The organism is Caproiciproducens sp. (assembly GCF_053840905.1).
Map to the genome: position 1 here is coordinate 139,016 of NZ_JBNLXQ010000005.1, position 16,212 is coordinate 155,227.

Annotated in this window: 17 protein-coding genes; 4 read left to right on the top strand and 13 right to left on the bottom strand. The window is 51.9% G+C overall.

The window, feature by feature from the left end:
• Window positions 1-229: 229 nt before the first annotated feature.
• From ACQGQ5_RS06715 to ACQGQ5_RS06745, 7 genes are all read right to left on the bottom strand, one after another.
• A complete protein-coding gene (locus ACQGQ5_RS06715) occupies window positions 230-1,792 on the bottom strand; it encodes a long-chain-fatty-acid--CoA ligase (RefSeq protein ID WP_455735874.1) in 1,563 nt (520 codons plus the stop codon).
• A 110-nt stretch (window positions 1,793-1,902) separates the two neighbouring features.
• A complete protein-coding gene (locus ACQGQ5_RS06720; protein ID WP_455735789.1) occupies window positions 1,903-2,679 on the bottom strand; it encodes an enoyl-CoA hydratase/isomerase family protein in 777 nt (258 codons plus the stop codon).
• A 36-nt stretch (window positions 2,680-2,715) separates the two neighbouring features.
• The gene (locus ACQGQ5_RS06725; RefSeq protein ID WP_455735790.1) at window positions 2,716-3,573 is read right to left on the bottom strand and encodes a 3-hydroxyacyl-CoA dehydrogenase family protein; all 858 of its coding nucleotides are present in this window, start codon (window positions 3,571-3,573) and stop codon (window positions 2,716-2,718) included.
• A 39-nt stretch (window positions 3,574-3,612) separates the two neighbouring features.
• On the bottom strand, window positions 3,613-4,800 hold the full coding sequence (locus ACQGQ5_RS06730; protein ID WP_455735791.1) for a thiolase family protein: 1,188 nt from the start codon (window positions 4,798-4,800) through the stop codon (window positions 3,613-3,615).
• A 102-nt stretch (window positions 4,801-4,902) separates the two neighbouring features.
• A complete protein-coding gene (locus ACQGQ5_RS06735) occupies window positions 4,903-5,406 on the bottom strand; it encodes a hypothetical protein (RefSeq protein ID WP_455735792.1) in 504 nt (167 codons plus the stop codon).
• 46 nt (window positions 5,407-5,452) lie between these two features.
• Window positions 5,453-6,823 carry an acetyl-CoA hydrolase/transferase family protein gene (locus tag ACQGQ5_RS06740; RefSeq protein ID WP_455735793.1) on the bottom strand — a complete coding sequence of 457 codons (1,371 nt, stop codon included), beginning with the start codon at window positions 6,821-6,823 and terminating at the stop codon, window positions 5,453-5,455.
• Window positions 6,824-6,863: 40 nt separating this feature from the next.
• A complete protein-coding gene (locus ACQGQ5_RS06745) occupies window positions 6,864-8,111 on the bottom strand; it encodes an acyl-CoA dehydrogenase family protein (protein ID WP_455735794.1) in 1,248 nt (415 codons plus the stop codon).
• A 513-nt stretch (window positions 8,112-8,624) separates the two neighbouring features.
• Here ACQGQ5_RS06745 and ACQGQ5_RS06750 point away from each other — a divergent pair.
• The 3 genes from ACQGQ5_RS06750 to ACQGQ5_RS06760 are packed head-to-tail and all read left to right on the top strand — an operon-like array spanning window position 8,625 to window position 10,361.
• A complete protein-coding gene (locus tag ACQGQ5_RS06750; RefSeq protein ID WP_455735875.1) occupies window positions 8,625-8,801 on the top strand; it encodes an ATP-binding protein in 177 nt (58 codons plus the stop codon).
• A gap of 41 nt (window positions 8,802-8,842) precedes the next feature.
• Window positions 8,843-9,214: a helix-turn-helix domain-containing protein gene (locus ACQGQ5_RS06755; RefSeq protein WP_455735795.1), complete on the top strand. Its 372-nt coding sequence runs from the start codon at window positions 8,843-8,845 to the stop codon at window positions 9,212-9,214.
• Window positions 9,201-10,361: an acyl-CoA dehydrogenase family protein gene (locus ACQGQ5_RS06760; protein ID WP_455735796.1), complete on the top strand. Its 1,161-nt coding sequence runs from the start codon at window positions 9,201-9,203 to the stop codon at window positions 10,359-10,361. Before ACQGQ5_RS06755 ends, ACQGQ5_RS06760 begins: the two co-directional genes overlap by 14 nt.
• 147 nt (window positions 10,362-10,508) lie before the next feature.
• On the opposite strand, the gene ACQGQ5_RS06765 is transcribed toward ACQGQ5_RS06760, so the two are convergent.
• From ACQGQ5_RS06765 to ACQGQ5_RS06790, 6 genes are all read right to left on the bottom strand, one after another.
• Window positions 10,509-10,754, bottom strand: coding sequence for a spore coat protein (locus ACQGQ5_RS06765; RefSeq protein WP_444659863.1), 246 nt, complete (start codon window positions 10,752-10,754; stop codon window positions 10,509-10,511).
• Window positions 10,755-10,766: 12 nt separating this feature from the next.
• Window positions 10,767-10,952 carry a hypothetical protein gene (locus ACQGQ5_RS06770; protein WP_275714061.1) on the bottom strand — a complete coding sequence of 62 codons (186 nt, stop codon included), beginning with the start codon at window positions 10,950-10,952 and terminating at the stop codon, window positions 10,767-10,769.
• Window positions 10,953-11,121: 169 nt separating this feature from the next.
• Window positions 11,122-12,096 (bottom strand): D-2-hydroxyacid dehydrogenase, encoded by a 975-nt coding sequence (locus ACQGQ5_RS06775; protein ID WP_455735797.1) that lies wholly within the window; start codon window positions 12,094-12,096, stop codon window positions 11,122-11,124.
• Between the two features lie 115 nt (window positions 12,097-12,211).
• Window positions 12,212-14,065, bottom strand: coding sequence for an asparagine synthase (glutamine-hydrolyzing) (asnB, locus tag ACQGQ5_RS06780; RefSeq protein WP_455735798.1), 1,854 nt, complete (start codon window positions 14,063-14,065; stop codon window positions 12,212-12,214).
• A gap of 146 nt (window positions 14,066-14,211) precedes the next feature.
• Complete coding sequence (locus ACQGQ5_RS06785) at window positions 14,212-14,790, bottom strand: DUF1836 domain-containing protein (RefSeq protein WP_455735799.1); 579 nt, start codon at window positions 14,788-14,790, stop codon at window positions 14,212-14,214.
• Window positions 14,787-15,644, bottom strand: a complete 858-nt coding sequence (locus tag ACQGQ5_RS06790; RefSeq protein WP_455735800.1) for an AraC family transcriptional regulator — start codon at window positions 15,642-15,644, stop codon at window positions 14,787-14,789. Before ACQGQ5_RS06790 ends, ACQGQ5_RS06785 begins: the two co-directional genes overlap by 4 nt.
• Before the next feature lie 195 nt (window positions 15,645-15,839).
• Between ACQGQ5_RS06790 and ACQGQ5_RS06795 the strand changes: the two genes are divergently transcribed.
• The gene (locus ACQGQ5_RS06795; RefSeq protein ID WP_455735801.1) at window positions 15,840-16,199 is read left to right on the top strand and encodes an OadG family protein; all 360 of its coding nucleotides are present in this window, start codon (window positions 15,840-15,842) and stop codon (window positions 16,197-16,199) included.
• The last annotated feature ends 13 nt before the right edge of the window (window positions 16,200-16,212 follow it).

Genomic DNA, 16,212 nt, shown 5'->3' on the forward strand with positions numbered 1-16,212 from the left:
CGCATTCAGTGTAAACAGGGGAAAGCGCGGTCCGCCGAAGGGCTGCTTCACGGCAAAATTCCGAACAGCCGTTGCAGCTTGCTGCCGCGGCGGCGTACGGGTACAAAAGAAGAGTTAACCTCCATTATAACCATCTGGTTTGAAATGGAGGTTAACTGTGGTCCGTATAACGACTGCATCCGGTGACATGCAGCGTAACGGAATGGAAAGGCGGCCGGTCAAATACGCATTATTGTTCCGGTTGAGCCGGCGAGTCAACCGGCGCGCCAAAGAGTTTTCTGATTTCGGGTTTCATGATCTTTCCCGCGGGATTGTGCGGCAGCTCGCTTACGATTTCGACGTAGCGGGGCCTTTTGAATTTGGCCAGTTTGTCGGACACAAACTGTTTGATGTCTTCAGGCGCCACAGCTGTTTCAGGAAGCGTGGAGACAACAGCTTTGACCGATTCCCCCCATTCCTTATGCGGAATGCCGATCACGGCGACCTCTGAAACGCCGGGGTAGAGCATGATGGCGTCTTCGACTTCCTTGGAATAGACATTCTGTCCGCCGGATATAATCATGTCCTTGGATCTGTCCATAAAGTATATATAACCGTCCGTGTCATATTTTGCAAGATCCCCGGTCATAATCCAGCCGTTGATAAGCGTGCGTGCTGTTTTTTCAGGGTTTTTGTAGTATTCCAGCATATGGGATTCGGCGGAAACGGCCAATTCGCCGACAACATCGGGTTTCTCGATCTTATTATAATCTTTGTCAACAATGACGAGCTCCGCTCCGATGGAACCGTTCAGGCCGATGGAACCGGCTTTTCTGTGAATATCCTCCGGGAAAAGCGCCGTGCCAAACGGCCCTGCTTCCGTAAGCCCGTATACCTGCATAAACCGGCCGTCAAGCTTCATATCCCGGATAATCATTTCCTGGTCCGCCGGGGAACAGGGACTGCCGCCCATAATAAAGAATTCTACCGAGGACAGATCGTATTTGCTGATGTCATATTTCTTTACACAGGTCAGGTACACCACCGACGGACCGAAGAAATGCGTGATTTTCTCCTGTTCAATCGTTTCCAGAAACTTCTTGCAATCGAACTGATCCAGCAGGACAACAGTCCCGCCCGCCCAGAACGTTCCAAGCATATGGTTGTTCAGCGGAGCCGAATGAAACAGCGGCATCATGATCAGATTCCGGGTCGAAAAATTGAAACGATGGTTGATGACACCGGCGGTTATCGCGTTGTAATTGGCGGCGCGATGCGTAAAAACGGCTCCGGTCGGCTTGCCGGTGGTACCTGAAGTAAAAAGGATGCAGCAGCGGTCGTTTTCGTTTATGTCGACCCGGGGCGGTTCTTCGGAAGCGTTTTGAATCAATTCATCATAGGTAACGGCGTATTCCTGCCGCATGGAACCCACGACCACCGTTTTTTGGATCTTGGGGGCCAGCTCTTCGATGCCTTTGAGTGTTTCGCAAAAATCGTCGGAATAAAACAGAATCTTGGAATCGCTGTTATCAACGATATAAGCGACTTCCGGCTTCATTAATTTACTGTTGATCTGTACGACCACGGCGCCCGCTTTGAGGATGCCGAAATAAACGGCGATAAATTTTTCCGAGTTCGTCATCATCATGGAAACCTGATCGCCTTTTTGAATGCCCACACTGATCAGACCGTTTGCAACTTTGTTTGAGAGCCGGTCCAATTCGGCAAAAGTCCATGTGTGTTCGTTGTATACAATAGCGGCTTTATTCGGATATTTTCTGGCATTACGATAAAGTATTTCCGGGACTACCATATGTTCCAAGGATTTATCATTTTTAATATTCAAAATTTTTGATGAAAGCCGTTTTCGGCTTCATCCCTGCCTCCTTTATATGATAGTAAATTACTTAGTATTCACTAAAGTTACTTCCCGTTGAATTCTGGTTTGCGTTTTTCAAGAAAGGCGTGCATTCCTTCTTTCTGATCATCGGTGCAAAACAGCAGCGCCCACGCTTTTCGCTCAAAGGCCAAGCCGGCCGCGAGGTCGATGTCCCGCCCGTGATTCATGCATGCCTTGGCGGCCCCCATTGCGAACGAACCCTTTTCGCTCAGGGATACCGCAAGTTTTTTGGCGGTATCCAGCAATGCGTCCGCCTGCACGACTTCCTGTACAAGGCCGATCTGCAGCGCCGTGTCGGCTTTGATGTTTTTTCCTGAGAAGATGAGGTATTTGGCCCAGCCCTCACCCACCAGGCGCTGCAGCCTCTGTGTGCCGCCGGAACCGGGGATGATTCCAAGGTTGATTTCGGGCTGGCCGAAGACGGCGGTGGCGGAAGCGATGCGGATATCGCAGGCCAGCGCGAGTTCGCAGCCGCCCCCCAGCGCCAACCCGGAAATCGCGGCGATGAACGGTTTGCTCATATTGCTTATTTTGTTCGTCGTTTCCTGGCATTGATCAATGAATTGCTCCATTTCCCGCGGAGAGGCGTCGGCCATAAACCGGATATCTCCGCCCGCGGCAAACACTTTTGTGCCGCCCGTCACCACAACGGCCCTTACCCCGGGGTCGTTTTCAATTTCCGTTAGAACCGCATTCAGCTCGCCGATCATTTCGGCGTTCACCGCGTTGTAAGCCGAGGGGCAGTTGAGCGTAATCATGCCGACGGCGTTCTCTTTGCTGTAAAGCAAATTGTTATACATAAAGACCGGGTCCCTTTCCCTTGAATTTTGCGAATATCATTTTTTAGGGTACTTGTGGAAACCTTTTCCGGTTTTCATACCCAGATTTCCCGCTCTCACAAGCTGCCGGAGGCATTGCGCGGGGCGGTATTTTGAATCTCCGAACTCATGATACATGTGTTCAGATACCATTAGGCAAACGTCAAGTCCCACCATATCGGCAAGTTCCAGCGGCCCCATGGGCATACCAGCCCCAAGCTTCATCGCCTTGTCAATGTCCTCTGCGGAAGCGAGGTCCTCCTGATAAGCAAAGAACGCCTCCGTCATGTAGGGGGTGAGAATACGGTTGACAAGAAATCCCGGGCTTTCTTTGACCCGTATCGGTTCCTTGCCGATCGAAGAAAACAGCTCCATCACGGTGTCGACAACCACATCATCCGTTTCTTTTGTGGGCACGATTTCCACGAGCTTCATTGCCGGGACAGGGTTGAAAAAGTGTGTGCCCAGAACAAGCTTTGGCCGTTTCGTCACGGCGGCGATCTCGGTAATGCTCAGCGCGGAGGTATTGGTGGCAAGAATTGTTTCCGCTTTGCAGATATCATCCAGTTTTACGAACATTTCCTTTTTCAGATCCATCTGCTCCGGCACAGCTTCAATGACGAGGTCGCATTCCGCCAATGCTTTCATATCTCCGCTGGCGACCACCCGGTCGAGGCTGGCATTCTTTTCCTGCTCCGTGATTTTTCCTTTTTCTACCGCCCGGCTCCAAACGGAAGCCAAACGTTTCAGCGCGTTTTCCACAGCGGCGGGAAACGTATCCACTACGACCACGTGAAGACCGGCTTCAGCAAATACCTGTACGATGCCCAGACCCATTCTTCCGGCTCCCAGCACACCAACTTTTTTTACAGCCATAATTTATTCCTCTCATTTTCTGTAAGATCCGAAGCGGGTTTATTGCAGATTCTCAACGATGAATGCAGCGCCGGGCCCGCCGCTTGCACACAGGGCGGCGCAACCGTAACGGCTTCCGCGGCGTTTCATTTCTCCGAGCATGGTTACGATCAAACGGGTTCCTGTCGCGCCGACGGGGTGGCCAAGCGAGATACCGGAACCGAGAGCGTTCACTTTGTCCAGAGGGATTTTCAGCTCGCGGTTGGCGCCGAGCATCTGCGCCGCAAACGCTTCATTGAGCTCCCAATAATCGATTTGATCCTGACTGAGACCGGCAAACTTCAGGGCGCGTCTGACCGCCGGCACGACGCTCATGCCCATAATGCGGGGCTCCACCGCGCCGGAAGCGGTCGCAACCACTCTCGCCAGAGGCTTCAAGCCCAATTCCTCAGCTTTTTCGGCGGACATCATGATGATCGCGGAACCCGCGTCGTTCATGCCGGAAGCATTAAATGCCGTAACCGTGCCGCCTTCTTGGAATACAGGCGGAAGCTTTGATACAACTTCCATTTCGCTGTCGGGACGGGGATGCTCATCCGTGTCGAAAACGACGGTTTTTTTCTTGATTTTCACTTCGATTGGGATGATTTCATCTTTGAACAGGCCTTTTTTAATCGCCTCGCCGGCTCTCTGATGGCTCATCATGGCATACTCATCCTGTTCCTCGCGGGAAATATGATACATTTCGGCAATATTTTCGGCCGTTCTGCCCATATGATAGCCCAGGAACGGATCGAGCAGTCCGCCGTAAAGAAGGCCGTCCTTGATCGGAACGTCCTGAAACAGCTTATATCCTTTTCTGGCGCCAAACAGAAGGTAGGGCATGGAACTCATGTTTTCATATCCCACGGCGGCGCCCACGTCGATTTTGCCGAGCATGATTTCCTGTGAAATGATCTCGGCCGCGCGCATGGAGGACGGGCATTGCTGGTTGACTGTCATCGATACGGCTTCAGGAGGGCACCCGGCTTTGAGCGTTACCCACCGCGCGGTATTGGAGCCCTGACAGCTGGCCTGTCCGCAGTGGCCGCCGACGACTTCCTCAATGATATCGGGAGAAATATGATACTTCTCCATGGCCCCCTTGAATGCGATTGTACCCAGTTCGTTGGCAGGAACGTCCTGCAGCGAACCCATGTAATTTGCTATGGCGGTTCTGGCCCCACCAACAATGACAACGTCTCTCAATCTATCCAACTCCTTTAAGAACTTTGTAAGATTTCGTTATGATTTTATCCGGGATTATAATAACAGAATTATAATCCCGGATAAAGGATACAAGAAGTAAATTTATTCGATTTTCGGTTTACTGACGGAGGCAACGATCGTATTGACGAGAATGCAGCCAAAAATGATCGCGGTGCCCGCAATGGCTGTGATAGCCATCCATTGGAAAGGCAGGAACGGTTTTCCCATTGCGGCAACCAGGAAGATCATGAATGTGAAGCTGTTGAGGAACCAGGGAAGCAGTGGGCCAAACAATACGATGCAGCCAACAAAGATAAGGATAAATATCAGAGAGGAATAAGAGGCGCCTAATGCTTTCATCGTGGCGGGAATCCACAGGGCCTCCATGACCCACAGCAGGAACTCTCCCGTCAGAGCGCCGACGATAATTTTCACAACTTCGCTTTTTTTCTGCTCGGCAAGGAAGAAAAGAACCATGACAGCAAACATCGGCCAGGTGGGAAGCGCAATTAGTTCCAAAACAATCGTGCCGACCGCGATCAGTATCAGCAGTAAAATCGTGGTTAGGACTGAACCTTTATTGAAAACTTTTTGTAAAGACGCCATTTTCATATCCTCCGATCAATTTTTAAGAATGGGGGGTAAGTGCGTGCTAAATGGTCCGGTGCATGCTCTTCAGGTCAACGTCGCTGAGAGAATGGATAAGGTTCATCCTCTTTGCTTCATAAAGCAGCTCCTCGCGGAAATCGGGGTGCGCGATGCTGATGATCTTGGCGACGCGCTCTCTCATAGTGCATCCCTTGAGGAATACGATGCCGTATTCCGTGCACAGGTACTGCACGTCGTTTCTGGCGACGCCGACCCAGCCGGTCACGGTGGGAACGATCTTCGAATGCACCTTGCCCTGTTTGTCCGTGTACGTGGAGGGCAGGCAGAGAATGGCCTTGCCGCCCTTGGACTGCCAGGAACCTTGAATGAAGTCCGCCTGGCCGCCGGTGCCGGAGAATTGCAGATATTTGATATTGTCGCAGACACACTGGCCGGCGAGGTCGGCCTCCAGCACGCAGTTGATGGCTATGAAGTTGTCGTTCAGAGCGATGATGTTGGGATCGGCGCAATCATTGATGCCGTAGATCCATATGCCGGGGTTGCGGTCAACCCATTTGTACAATTCTTTCGAGCCGGCTACCAGGGTGCCCACGCAGCGGCCGGGAAGATACGACTTTTTACTGTTGTTCAGCGCGCCGCACTTGAAAAGATCCAGATATGCCTGAACGATCATTTCGGAGTGGCAGCCGAGATCTTTTTTATTGGAAAGCAATTTCCCGATGGCATTGGGCAGGCTGCCGATCCCCAGCTGGATGGTCGCTCCGTCCGGCACCTCCTGCGCGACGTAAGTGGCGATCGCGGTGTCGATTTCGCTCGGCTCCTCCTGAGGCAATTCGATAAGGTCCCAGTTTGCCTCCGTCAGGGCGGTCACTTCGGAAATATGAAAATGGTTGTATCCATAGCAGGTAGGCGCGTTTTTGTTTACTTCCAGAAACAGCTTGGTGGGCAGACCGTGCTGCTGGCGCCATCTGTACAGAGAATAGGTGTGGGAGCAGTTGAGCGCGCAGCTGAAATAACCGTGTTCATCCATGGGGGACGCCGTCATCCAGCATACGTTCGTACCGCGCACATCGCTCATCAAACGTGCATTTTCGAAAAATCTCCATACAAGGGGGTCGATGGAATTGTCCGCCGCCGCCTTGCGCTCCAGCGGGCCGATATAGCCGCTCGCGTAATGCGACCTGTCCAGCACCTCCTGCTTGATCATATGGGGTGCGTTCAGGTTCAGACCGCTGACAAACTCGATGTTCTTCACCTTGTCCGCGGCGATCCTGTCACACAGAGCCTTTGAAATCATGCGGGGCAGACCGTTCATGGTCGGGCAGGATACGCCGTCGCCGTCCTCAAACATCGTGGCAATTTCTTCAGGAGTCCTGAATTTCTCTCTATACATTTCTTCGTAATACTGTGACATTGGAACCTCCTTAATAGTAAAAGTATAGGGGGGACGACGCTTATTCGTAGATTTTTTCACCATCGGCAAACGCGTTGATGCAGTCGCATTCGCTGTTCCGCTTGCTGAGGTTTTTGAGCTCTTCTCTGCGCTCCGTATACCATTCATGTTGAACGATGTTCAGCATGATTTCACTCGTGCCGGTCCAGATCGTGGCAAGACGCAGGTCACGCACGATCTTCTCGATCGGATAAACGTCCGTATAGCCGATACCGCCCATGCACTGCATGGAAAGATTGGCAACGTCCCAGCAGCTTTCGGTGACAAATTTTTTGCTCTGCGAGCAGAGACGGCGTACATATTCGGGTTCACATTTGCCGCTGTCTACCGCCTGGGCCGTCGTGTAAATTACGGAGCGGCAGGCGTCGAGCTTTATCGCGGCTTCCGCGATTTTAAAGCTTACGCCCTGAAAACGGTTGATGGTTTTGCCAAACGCCTTGCGCTTCATTGTGTAGTCGGTAGCGATTTCCAGAGCCGGACGGGCCGCGCCGATGGTCATGGCAGCCGTACCGAAACGCTCGGGGATCATCATCTGATAGAAGGTCGGATAAGCGTTGTTTACCCCGCCGAGGACGTTTTCCTTCGGAACACGGACATTATCGAAAACAAGGCGCGCGGTTCCGCCGCCGCGGCAGCCCATCAGGCCGTACTGGTATTCCGTCTTGACGCCCATATCGCGCTCGACGATAAAGCATGTCATCGAGTTCTGGGGGCCTCCCTCGGGATTCGTCTTGGCGTAAACAAGGAAAATATCCGCGCCTTCGCCGCCGACAATAAACCTCTTCTGCCCGTTGAGAATAAAATCATCGCCATCCTGCACGGCCGTCGTCGTCGCGCCGAAGAAGTCGGAACCGCCGCGCGGTTCAGTAAGGCATTCCGCGGCAAAAATCTCTGCCTTGCAGATGCCGGGCAGATATTTCATCTTTTGTTCTTCCGTGCCGGAAAACATGATGGCTTCCGGAACGAGGCAGCCGGTGACTCCGTATGTACAGGACATGATGTAGCCGTTGACCGCGATTTCCTCAAGTGAAATCACTTCGTCCGCCCAGTGCATTCCGCGGCCGCCGTATTTTTTAGGAACGCGAATTCCGACAAGACCCCTGCGCGCCGCTTCCTTGATGAATTCTTTAGGATACTTGATCTTGTCCGCGTCCATATCCAGCAGATACTGGCGGTCGATGGACTTGGCAAACTCCCGAGCGTTGTCCCTATGCTCGATTTGTTCCGGTGTCATTAAAAACTCATACATCTGACCCACTCCAATCACAAAATTTTTATTGTCCGATTGAAATGTGATATGACATTCGTCGTTGACCGTGTAATATTCACTTGGCGTAAATAACGGGGAAAGCCTGCTCAAGAGGAAACTATCCTGTTCGAGTCGCTTTACACCAAGGGATTTCTGCTGTGCTGTCATATCGACCTTTCAACTCTGTAATAAACTTACCACGTTTGTAATAATAAGTCAATACATTTCAGCGTAAATTTTTAGAGATAATTAATTAATTCTTTAAAAAATATAAATATAATTTAGGCAATATTTTAAATCTACAATATTTTTAACCGGTTTGCAATCAAAAAATCGGACATTGCTTCCGTAATACTATAGCTTATTAGGATATCCTTGACATGGAATTACATATGTGATAGATTATAGGAAAGATAAATTTCAAAATGCTGCGTGATCTGCAATGCTTAAAAACTCTGTAAAAACGATTCCTTATTAAGCATTGCGCAGAGACAGGAGGTAATAACATTGTATGTGATCGATCCCAAGCTCTGCTCGTTCTGCGGTTTATGCGCGGATGTTTGTCCCGTAGAGGCGGTCAATTCGTATGGAGCGTTTCGTATTGATCCGAATCTCTGCAACGATTGCGGCGAGTGCAGTGAAAGCTGCCCGTCCGGTGCGATCAAACGAGTCGCGTCAGACCGCCGTTAATCTATATTTTATTGCCATAAAATCGGGAGAAAGTTGAAAAAATGAACTTAGACGTTCTCGGACATAAAATTCAGGCGCTTCGCGAAGAAAAAAAACTGAGCCAGGAGCAGCTGGCAAATCTGGTTGGCTGTTCGCAGTCTGCAATATCGAACTATGAAAAAGGGAAAAGGCACATCTACCTCGATCATCTGGAGAAGCTGTCCGACATTTTCGATACGCCCATCAGTGCGTTAATGGAAGGGGAAGACAAGAGCGAAAACTCATCCGCCCAGGCCTCTTCCAATGGGAATCAAATATTGGAGATCATCCAAAAGCTTTACACTTTGGACAACTGTGAATTGAACGAACTGGACAGCTTCATCAAATATCTCATATGGAAACGTAGTAAAGGGGGAGCGTATGATGAATTTTGAATTGAGCGAGGGCCAGACCACTTTGATTCAATTGATCCGCACCTTAAATGCGGAAAAAATCGTCCCCTATCTCAGAGAACACAGGTTTACCGAAAAGAACGGCTTCAGCCAATATCTGCTTGACATCCTGCGGGAGCACAATTTGCTTTGTCCCGTCGTCCCAAAGGAATATGGCGGACTTGGAATGGATTACATGTCCGTATCGCTTGTCGTGGAAGAAATCGCAACGGTTTGCCCCGGCCTGGCGTTTGTAGTATCCAACAATGTTCATGCGGTGCAGCCGATTTTACTTTCCGGAACGAAGGAACAGAAACAGAATATCCTGCCGGCCTTTACGGGGAAGGAGGCCTGCCTCGGCGCGTTTGCCAGCACGGAACGTGCCAGCGGTTCGGATGTTTCCTCCTTTCAGTCGCTTGCCGAGGAGAAAGACGATCATTACATCCTTACCGGACAGAAGGAATACGTGCTCAATGCCGGTACGGCAAAATATTTAACGGTGTTTTCCAGCAGCAGCTTTTCTAAAAAAAAGGCGTCTTTACGCTGCTTCATGATCCCGAACTTCCTGCCGCATTTCCGGCTGGGAAAAGTTTGCAAGGTTGCTGCGCCTCTGCTTTTCGACCCGATGGAGATCCTTTTTGACCACGTGAAAATCAGCAAATCCAACGTAATCGAGGATAAAGACTACAGCGGCTACCTGCTGCTGAGCCAGACTATGGATATGGGACGCGCGCTGACAAGTGCCGTAGCCGTGGGGATTGCCAGGGCGGCTTTTGACCTGGCCGACGACTATGCCAGAAAGCGCGTTTTGAACGGCAAGACCATTATCTCAAACCAGGTTATTGCCCATTCCCTTGTTGAAATGGCCGTTATGATCGAAATGAACCAGTTATTGGTGCGTAAGGCCTGCTGGCTCATTGACAAGGAAGAGGATTTTGCCATGGTCAGCAATATGTCCAAATTATCCGCAAGCAGGTTGGCCATAGAGGTGACGTCGAGAGCCAGTGAGATTTTCGGCGCCCGCGCGTTTCTCGTGACTTCAAAAATCGATCAGCTGACGCAGTGCGCCCGCATTATTTCTGTGATCGACGGGACAGACAACATCCAGAAAAACACCATTTCAACGATCATGAAAGTCAACGAAATATAGGATTTTAGCCCTTCCTATGTCCGGCCAGGGATGGACATAAAAGCAATGTAAGAAGAAAGAAGCTCCTGAGCGAACGGAAGAATCCGTTTCTTCAGGGGCTTCTGAACTGATAGAAATGCTCTGAAATTGCCGGGCATCTCTGGAAGATCAGCCCTGCAGCTGCGTTTTGATCTGCTGAATTTCCTGTTCGTTCGCCTGTGCGGCCGGTTTGTAAAAGCCCTTTGTCTCGGCAAGCTTGTACAGCTCGTACTGCGAAGTTTCGCACTTGTTGCGGATTTGCTGGAGCGTTGACCTCAGATTCTGGTTCGCGCATTCGGAAATCGCGTTAGCGTAAAAAGTCAGATCGCTTTTCTCCATGGACAGAGCGTCGTTCACCATTGTTTTTTCCTGCATCGTTTACACCTCCTACTGTAAAAAAGTCATAAGCTGTTGTTTGGTGCTCTTTGCGTCCTGAGCGGCCTTTTCAAAGAAAGATTTTACCTGGGGGTCCGTTGCCTGCTGAGCATAGGTCTGCATTTTTTCACAGGCGGTGTCGTGTGCTCCCAACATATGCCGCAAGTTCTGCAATTCCATTTGATTTAGCTGTGCCATATGGAACATTCCTTTCTGTATGAATTTTTCATTATAGCTTGCGATGTTTTTATCATTTTATACCCTGAGGGAATGAAAAAACAGAATATTTCAGCGGAACGGGAAAGCGCTGCGGCCCCACATTTTTTCGGGGCTGCAGCGCTTTTATCTTTGGGAGAACCTTTGGAATTTATTCTTTTTTCACCCGATAACCGGTGGCAAAGTCGACGGTGTTGTCGAGCGGCTCGCCGTTTGCGTAATGCTTCAGGTTTTCCGCGGCAATGCGCACCACGCGCTCAAGGGTTTCCTGCAAATGGTAAAACCCCGATATATGGGGCGTGACCACGGCGCCGGGGATATCCCAGAGCCGGTGGCCTTCCGGCAAAGGCTCCGGGTCCGTCACGTCAAGACCGGCTCCGAAGAGGCACCCGCTTTCCAGCGCGTCGCAGAGCGCTTCGGTATCGATGAGCGTGCCGCGTCCGACGTTCAGCAGAATCGCGCCTTCCTTGAGCAGGGCGAGGCGCTCGCGCGAAAACAGGTGATCGGTTTCCTTTGTGGCGGGCAGGCAGAGGGCGACAATGTCCGCGCGGGGCAAAAGACTGTCCAGCTCCGCGGTCAAATGCATTTCGTCGGCGTACTCCGGCTTCTCTCCGACGGTGCGGCGCAGACCGATGACGTACGCGCCCAGCGCTTTTACCTTTTGGGCAAATTCGCCGCCGATATCCCCCATACCGAGCACCAGTACGGTGGAACCATAAACGGACTTCACCTTTCCCTGACCTTTCCAGACATGCAGTTTCTGGGCGTCGCGGTAAGTGTGAAGGCGTTTGAGGATCTCCAGAAGCATGGCAAGCATATGTTCGGAAACCGCAAGGCCGTACGCCCCCGTCGAATTCGTCAGCGCCGTGCCTTTGGGAAGGGCGCCTTCCTTCAGGTAGGGGTCCACTCCGGCGCTGCTGCAGTGCAGCCACTCCAGATTCGGGGAATCCTTCAGGTACTCCGCCGGCGGGTTGCCGATGATGATCTGGGCGTCCTGCACCTGCTCTCCGGTGACGCTTCTGTAGGAGCTGTACGTAAACCGGCAGTCCGGGGCGGACTGTTCGAGCAGCGCTTTATGCCGCGCTTCGGCGGGAAGAAGAACAAGGATTCGCTTGGAAAAAGTCATATGGATACTCCCTTGCAATTTTGATAGGATCTGTTTTTCTGACCTGAAATTTGTTTTATTGTATAACAGGAGCTTCCAAATTGCAACCGGGAGATACTTTCATCGGGACGGGGAATTACAGTTCAATCGCGATATCGTATTTCTTCAGCCAGTAGTTGATCTGAAGCAGATAGGCCGTCATCTGGGGGCCCGCCATCAGCTGGCCGAACCACGGCTTGCCGTAATCCGATTTTTCGCTGAGCAGCTCCGCGGCGGCGGTTTTGCTGACGAGCTTGTGGAGCGGTTCTTCCCCGTCCGACAGGATTTCCGCCAGCCTTTGCTTCACAAGCGTTTCGTAGGCCGGATTATGCGTTTTGGGATAGGGGCTCTTTTTGCGCATCAGAATGTCTTCCGGCAGCCATTCCCGCGCCGCGTCGCGCAGCAGGCCTTTTACCACGCCGCTGTGACATTTGTACTCCCAGGGGGTGTTGAACACATACTGCACGATCCGGTGGTCGGCGTACGGCACACGCACCTCAAGCCCGCTTGCCATGCTCGACCGGTCCTTGCGGTCAAGCAGGGTGGACATAAACCAGTTGATGTTCAGAAACGAAATTTCCCTGCGCCGCTTTTCCTGCGCGCTTTCGCCCTCCAGCACGGGGACGGCGGCAACGGATTCTTCATACCGCATATTCACATACTCCCCGATGTGCAGCGCGTCGGCGATTTCGGGAATCAGCAGCCCGGTCCGGACGGACAGGTCGGGCGACCACGGGAAGCAGCGGCCTTCAAACGCCTCTTTCTTATGGAACCACGGGTAACCGCCGAAGATTTCGTCCGCGCATTCTCCGCTGACGCCCACCACATGATTTTTCCTGATCAGGCTGCAGAAATACAGCAGGGAGGAGTCGACGTCCGCCATGCCCGGCAAATCCTTCGCCTCAACGGCGTCGTAAAGCTTGTCGGCCAGCGTTACGTTGCCGCATTCCAGATAATGGTGATCGGTCTGAAACAGCTCCGCCATTTTGGCGACCCATGGCCTGTCGGCGTCCGGCTGGAACGCCGTGGGCTGAAAGTACTTGTCGTTCCCGGTAAAATCGAAGGAATAGGTGGAAAGCGTTTTGCCCGCCGCCCGGTAATTCCTTGCCGCCAGCGCGGTGATGATGCTGGAATCGAGACCGCCGGAAAGAAAGGTGCAGAGCGGCACATCGGAAACAAGCTGTCTGGTAACGGCGTCCTCCACAAGGTACCGTACCCGCTTTACGCTGTCCTCGTAGCTGTCGGGATGCTCGTAGCTCTTCAGCTTGAAATAGGGATATGTTTCAAAACCCTGACGGTCAAACACAGCGATACAGCCGGGCTTGATTTCCAGTATGTTTTTGAATACGCCGACTCCGGCGGTTCGGGCCGGTCCGATTCCGAATATTTCGCACAGCCCCTGCCGGTCGATCACAGGGTTGATTCCCGGATATTCAAACAGCGCTTTGATTTCCGAGGCGAACACGAGCCGCCCGTTTTTCATGGAATAAAACAGCGGCTTTACGCCGAAACGGTCACGGCACAAACAGCAGCAGCCGCGCCTTTCGTCGTCTACCGCAAAGGCGAAGATGCCGTTCAGCTTTTCCGCGCAGGCAAATCCGAATTCGATGTAGCATTTCAGAAGGACCTCGGTATCGCTTTTGGTTTCAAACGCATAGCCGAGCGCTTTCAGCTCCGACCGCAGCTCCGCCGTGTTGTACAGCTCCCCGTTGTACACGACGGTGTAGCGGAATCCGTCCGCCACAGCGGTCATCGGCTGTTTTCCGCCCTCAATATCCACAACCGCAAGCCTTGTGTGGGCCAGCGCGGCGTGGGCCGAGACATGGACGCCGCTGTCGTCCGGGCCGCGGTGCTTGAGCTTTGCTCCCATCCTTTTTGCCAGCGCGCGCCAGAACAGCGCTTCCTCGCTCAGATCGTCGTTATAGTCGCAGAATCCCGCAATTCCACACATAGCCATCCCCCGCTTTCTTTTGTTTTATATTATGCTCATCCGTCATTATGGTTTACAGTTCCGCATCGTTTATGTGGGGAGGGGAATAAAAAAACCGCCCCGGATGACGGCGGGACGGTTGGATTTCCGGTTTTGCGCGGTTTGCCTTATTTTTCTTTTTTTTCGCCTTTGCCTTTTTCCTCTTTCGCTTTTCGTTCCTGTTCGGCAGCCAGCTCGCTCAGGATCCTTTCCGCAGCCGTACGGCGCGCGGCGGCCTCGATGGACAGCTCGATCGCCAGCCGGGTCAGCTCGGCGTCGCCTTCTCCCGCGGTGGAGCGGACGCGTTCGCCTACCTCCTTCAGCGCGACGGAGTGCGCTTCGCAGAAACGCCTGTACATCTCGTCCTTGGAAGCGTCCTCCAAAAGGGTTTTCAGCAGGGACGAAATGTCCTGGATGGATAAGACCTGCTTGAGCATACAGATGACCATCAGCATCGCCAGATGCTCGCGGGAATATTTTTTTTGCTCGGGCCGGGGAAGAACCCCGTCCTTTACGTAGTTGTTGATCATGCTCGACGTCAGAAGGCCGGTGCTTTCATTGCGCTCAAAAAGGCAGAGCTGTTTGTTCATATAGGTCAGCACCTGGTCCATATATAAATAAATTTCCGGCAGCCTTTCCCAGTCCACCGAGCTGTATTCTTCAATTTCCTCCGCCCATTTTGCGATTTGTTCGGCTGCTTCGCTCATTTTGAGTCCTCCTTCGTTTTTGCCGCGCGCTCATAGCAGGTAAAACGGCTTGGCGGCGTACCCATACATTTTTTGAATACGCGGGAAAAATACAGCTGATCGGAAAAGCCCGCCGAATATGCGACCTCGCCGACCGACAGATTTCCGGATTCCAGAAGCTCGGAAGCCTTGCTGATGCGGTAGCGCATCAGATACTCGTTCGGCGAAAGGGAAATATGCTGCATAAACAGCCGGTACAGGTGACTGCGGCTGATCCCCACGCTGGAGGCGATATCGGTGATGCCGATATCGCTGGAATAGTTGTATTCGATAAACTTGATCGCCTTCTGCACGTATTCGTATCCGTTTGCCTGCTGTGTGGAAGGGACCCCGAATTTGTCCATCAGCGCGGCCAGAAACAGCAGAAGACCGGATTCCATTCTCGCCTCGTCGCTGGGGCTGGAACCGGAGGTATTGCAGATTTTCAACAAAAGCTCCTCAAAAAGCCGGTCTTCCTCGTAGTGAAAAACAGGGCTGCGGTCCAGAAGACCTGTCTGGCTCATCAGTCTTTTTGCGTCGCTTCCGTTGAAGCCGACCCAGCAGTATTCCCACGGATCTTCCCGGTCCGCAGCGTAATGGACGACATGGGACGGTTCCACCAGGAAGCCGTCCCCCGCCGAGAGATGGTATTCCTGTCCGCCGCTGGTAAAAGCGCCGCGTCCCGACAAAATATAGTGAATCAGGTAATGGTCGCGTACGGCTGGCCCCCAGGAATGGCACGCGCCGCAGCGCTGGACACCGCAGCTGTAAACGGCCAGCCCCAGGCTGTTGTGAAAGGGCACCCGGAAAGAACGCCTGAATTCATCATTTGTCATCAGAAAATCCACCCTCCCTTCCGATATTGCTTTCTAATTTATTATAATTCGCACGTCACATTTATGCAATAAAAATCAAAAAGTAGTAAAATATAATTGAAATAAATACCTTCTTCGTTTATAATTAAATAAAATCATTGTATTTTTCCTTTATTATGATATCATTCTATTTTTCAGAAACGAGGGAATAAAATTATGAGTCTTGACCAAAAAATACAACTTTCTGTCATTGTTTTGCTGACTGGCCTGGTCATCGTTTTTATTGTGCTGATCTTTCTGACTTATGTTATTAAAGGCTATGGCAGGGTACTCAACGGACTGCAAACCAATTCAGACGGCAAAAAGGAAATTTCTGAGCCGCTTGCTGCTGCCCCCCTCCAGTCATTGTCTGTTCAGGGCGGTATTCCCGAAGAAACGGTAGCGGTCATTTCCGCAGCTGTTTACGCTTTATACGGCACGTCCGCCGGGAGGGTGACCGGTATCCGCCGCTCTTCGCAGCCCAGCCGCTCCGCATGGGGAATGGCGGGATTATTGGAGAGTACGCGCCCTTTTTAAAATTGAAAAACAG

What these genes read in the sequence shown, in the direction of transcription:
- ACQGQ5_RS06765 (WP_444659863.1), bottom strand. Translation starts at nt 10,754, where the DNA reads ATGCAGGAAAAAACAATGGTGAACGACGCTCTGTCCATGGAGAAAAGC.
- ACQGQ5_RS06785 (WP_455735799.1), bottom strand. Translation starts at nt 14,790, where the DNA reads ATGAGCGAAGCAGCCGAACAAATCGCAAAATGGGCGGAGGAAATTGAA.
- ACQGQ5_RS06720 (WP_455735789.1), bottom strand. Translation starts at nt 2,679, where the DNA reads ATGTATAACAATTTGCTTTACAGCAAAGAGAACGCCGTCGGCATGATT.
- ACQGQ5_RS06740 (WP_455735793.1), bottom strand. Translation starts at nt 6,823, where the DNA reads ATGTCACAGTATTACGAAGAAATGTATAGAGAGAAATTCAGGACTCCT.
- ACQGQ5_RS06745 (WP_455735794.1), bottom strand. Translation starts at nt 8,111, where the DNA reads ATGTATGAGTTTTTAATGACACCGGAACAAATCGAGCATAGGGACAAC.
- ACQGQ5_RS06795 (WP_455735801.1), top strand. Translation starts at nt 15,840, where the DNA reads ATGAGTCTTGACCAAAAAATACAACTTTCTGTCATTGTTTTGCTGACT.
- ACQGQ5_RS06715 (WP_455735874.1), bottom strand. Translation starts at nt 1,792, where the DNA reads ATGGTAGTCCCGGAAATACTTTATCGTAATGCCAGAAAATATCCGAAT.
- ACQGQ5_RS06790 (WP_455735800.1), bottom strand. Translation starts at nt 15,644, where the DNA reads ATGACAAATGATGAATTCAGGCGTTCTTTCCGGGTGCCCTTTCACAAC.
- ACQGQ5_RS06735 (WP_455735792.1), bottom strand. Translation starts at nt 5,406, where the DNA reads ATGGCGTCTTTACAAAAAGTTTTCAATAAAGGTTCAGTCCTAACCACG.
- ACQGQ5_RS06755 (WP_455735795.1), top strand. Translation starts at nt 8,843, where the DNA reads ATGAACTTAGACGTTCTCGGACATAAAATTCAGGCGCTTCGCGAAGAA.
- ACQGQ5_RS06760 (WP_455735796.1), top strand. Translation starts at nt 9,201, where the DNA reads ATGATGAATTTTGAATTGAGCGAGGGCCAGACCACTTTGATTCAATTG.
- ACQGQ5_RS06770 (WP_275714061.1), bottom strand. Translation starts at nt 10,952, where the DNA reads ATGGCACAGCTAAATCAAATGGAATTGCAGAACTTGCGGCATATGTTG.
- ACQGQ5_RS06775 (WP_455735797.1), bottom strand. Translation starts at nt 12,096, where the DNA reads ATGACTTTTTCCAAGCGAATCCTTGTTCTTCTTCCCGCCGAAGCGCGG.
- asnB (WP_455735798.1), bottom strand. Translation starts at nt 14,065, where the DNA reads ATGTGTGGAATTGCGGGATTCTGCGACTATAACGACGATCTGAGCGAG.
- ACQGQ5_RS06725 (WP_455735790.1), bottom strand. Translation starts at nt 3,573, where the DNA reads ATGGCTGTAAAAAAAGTTGGTGTGCTGGGAGCCGGAAGAATGGGTCTG.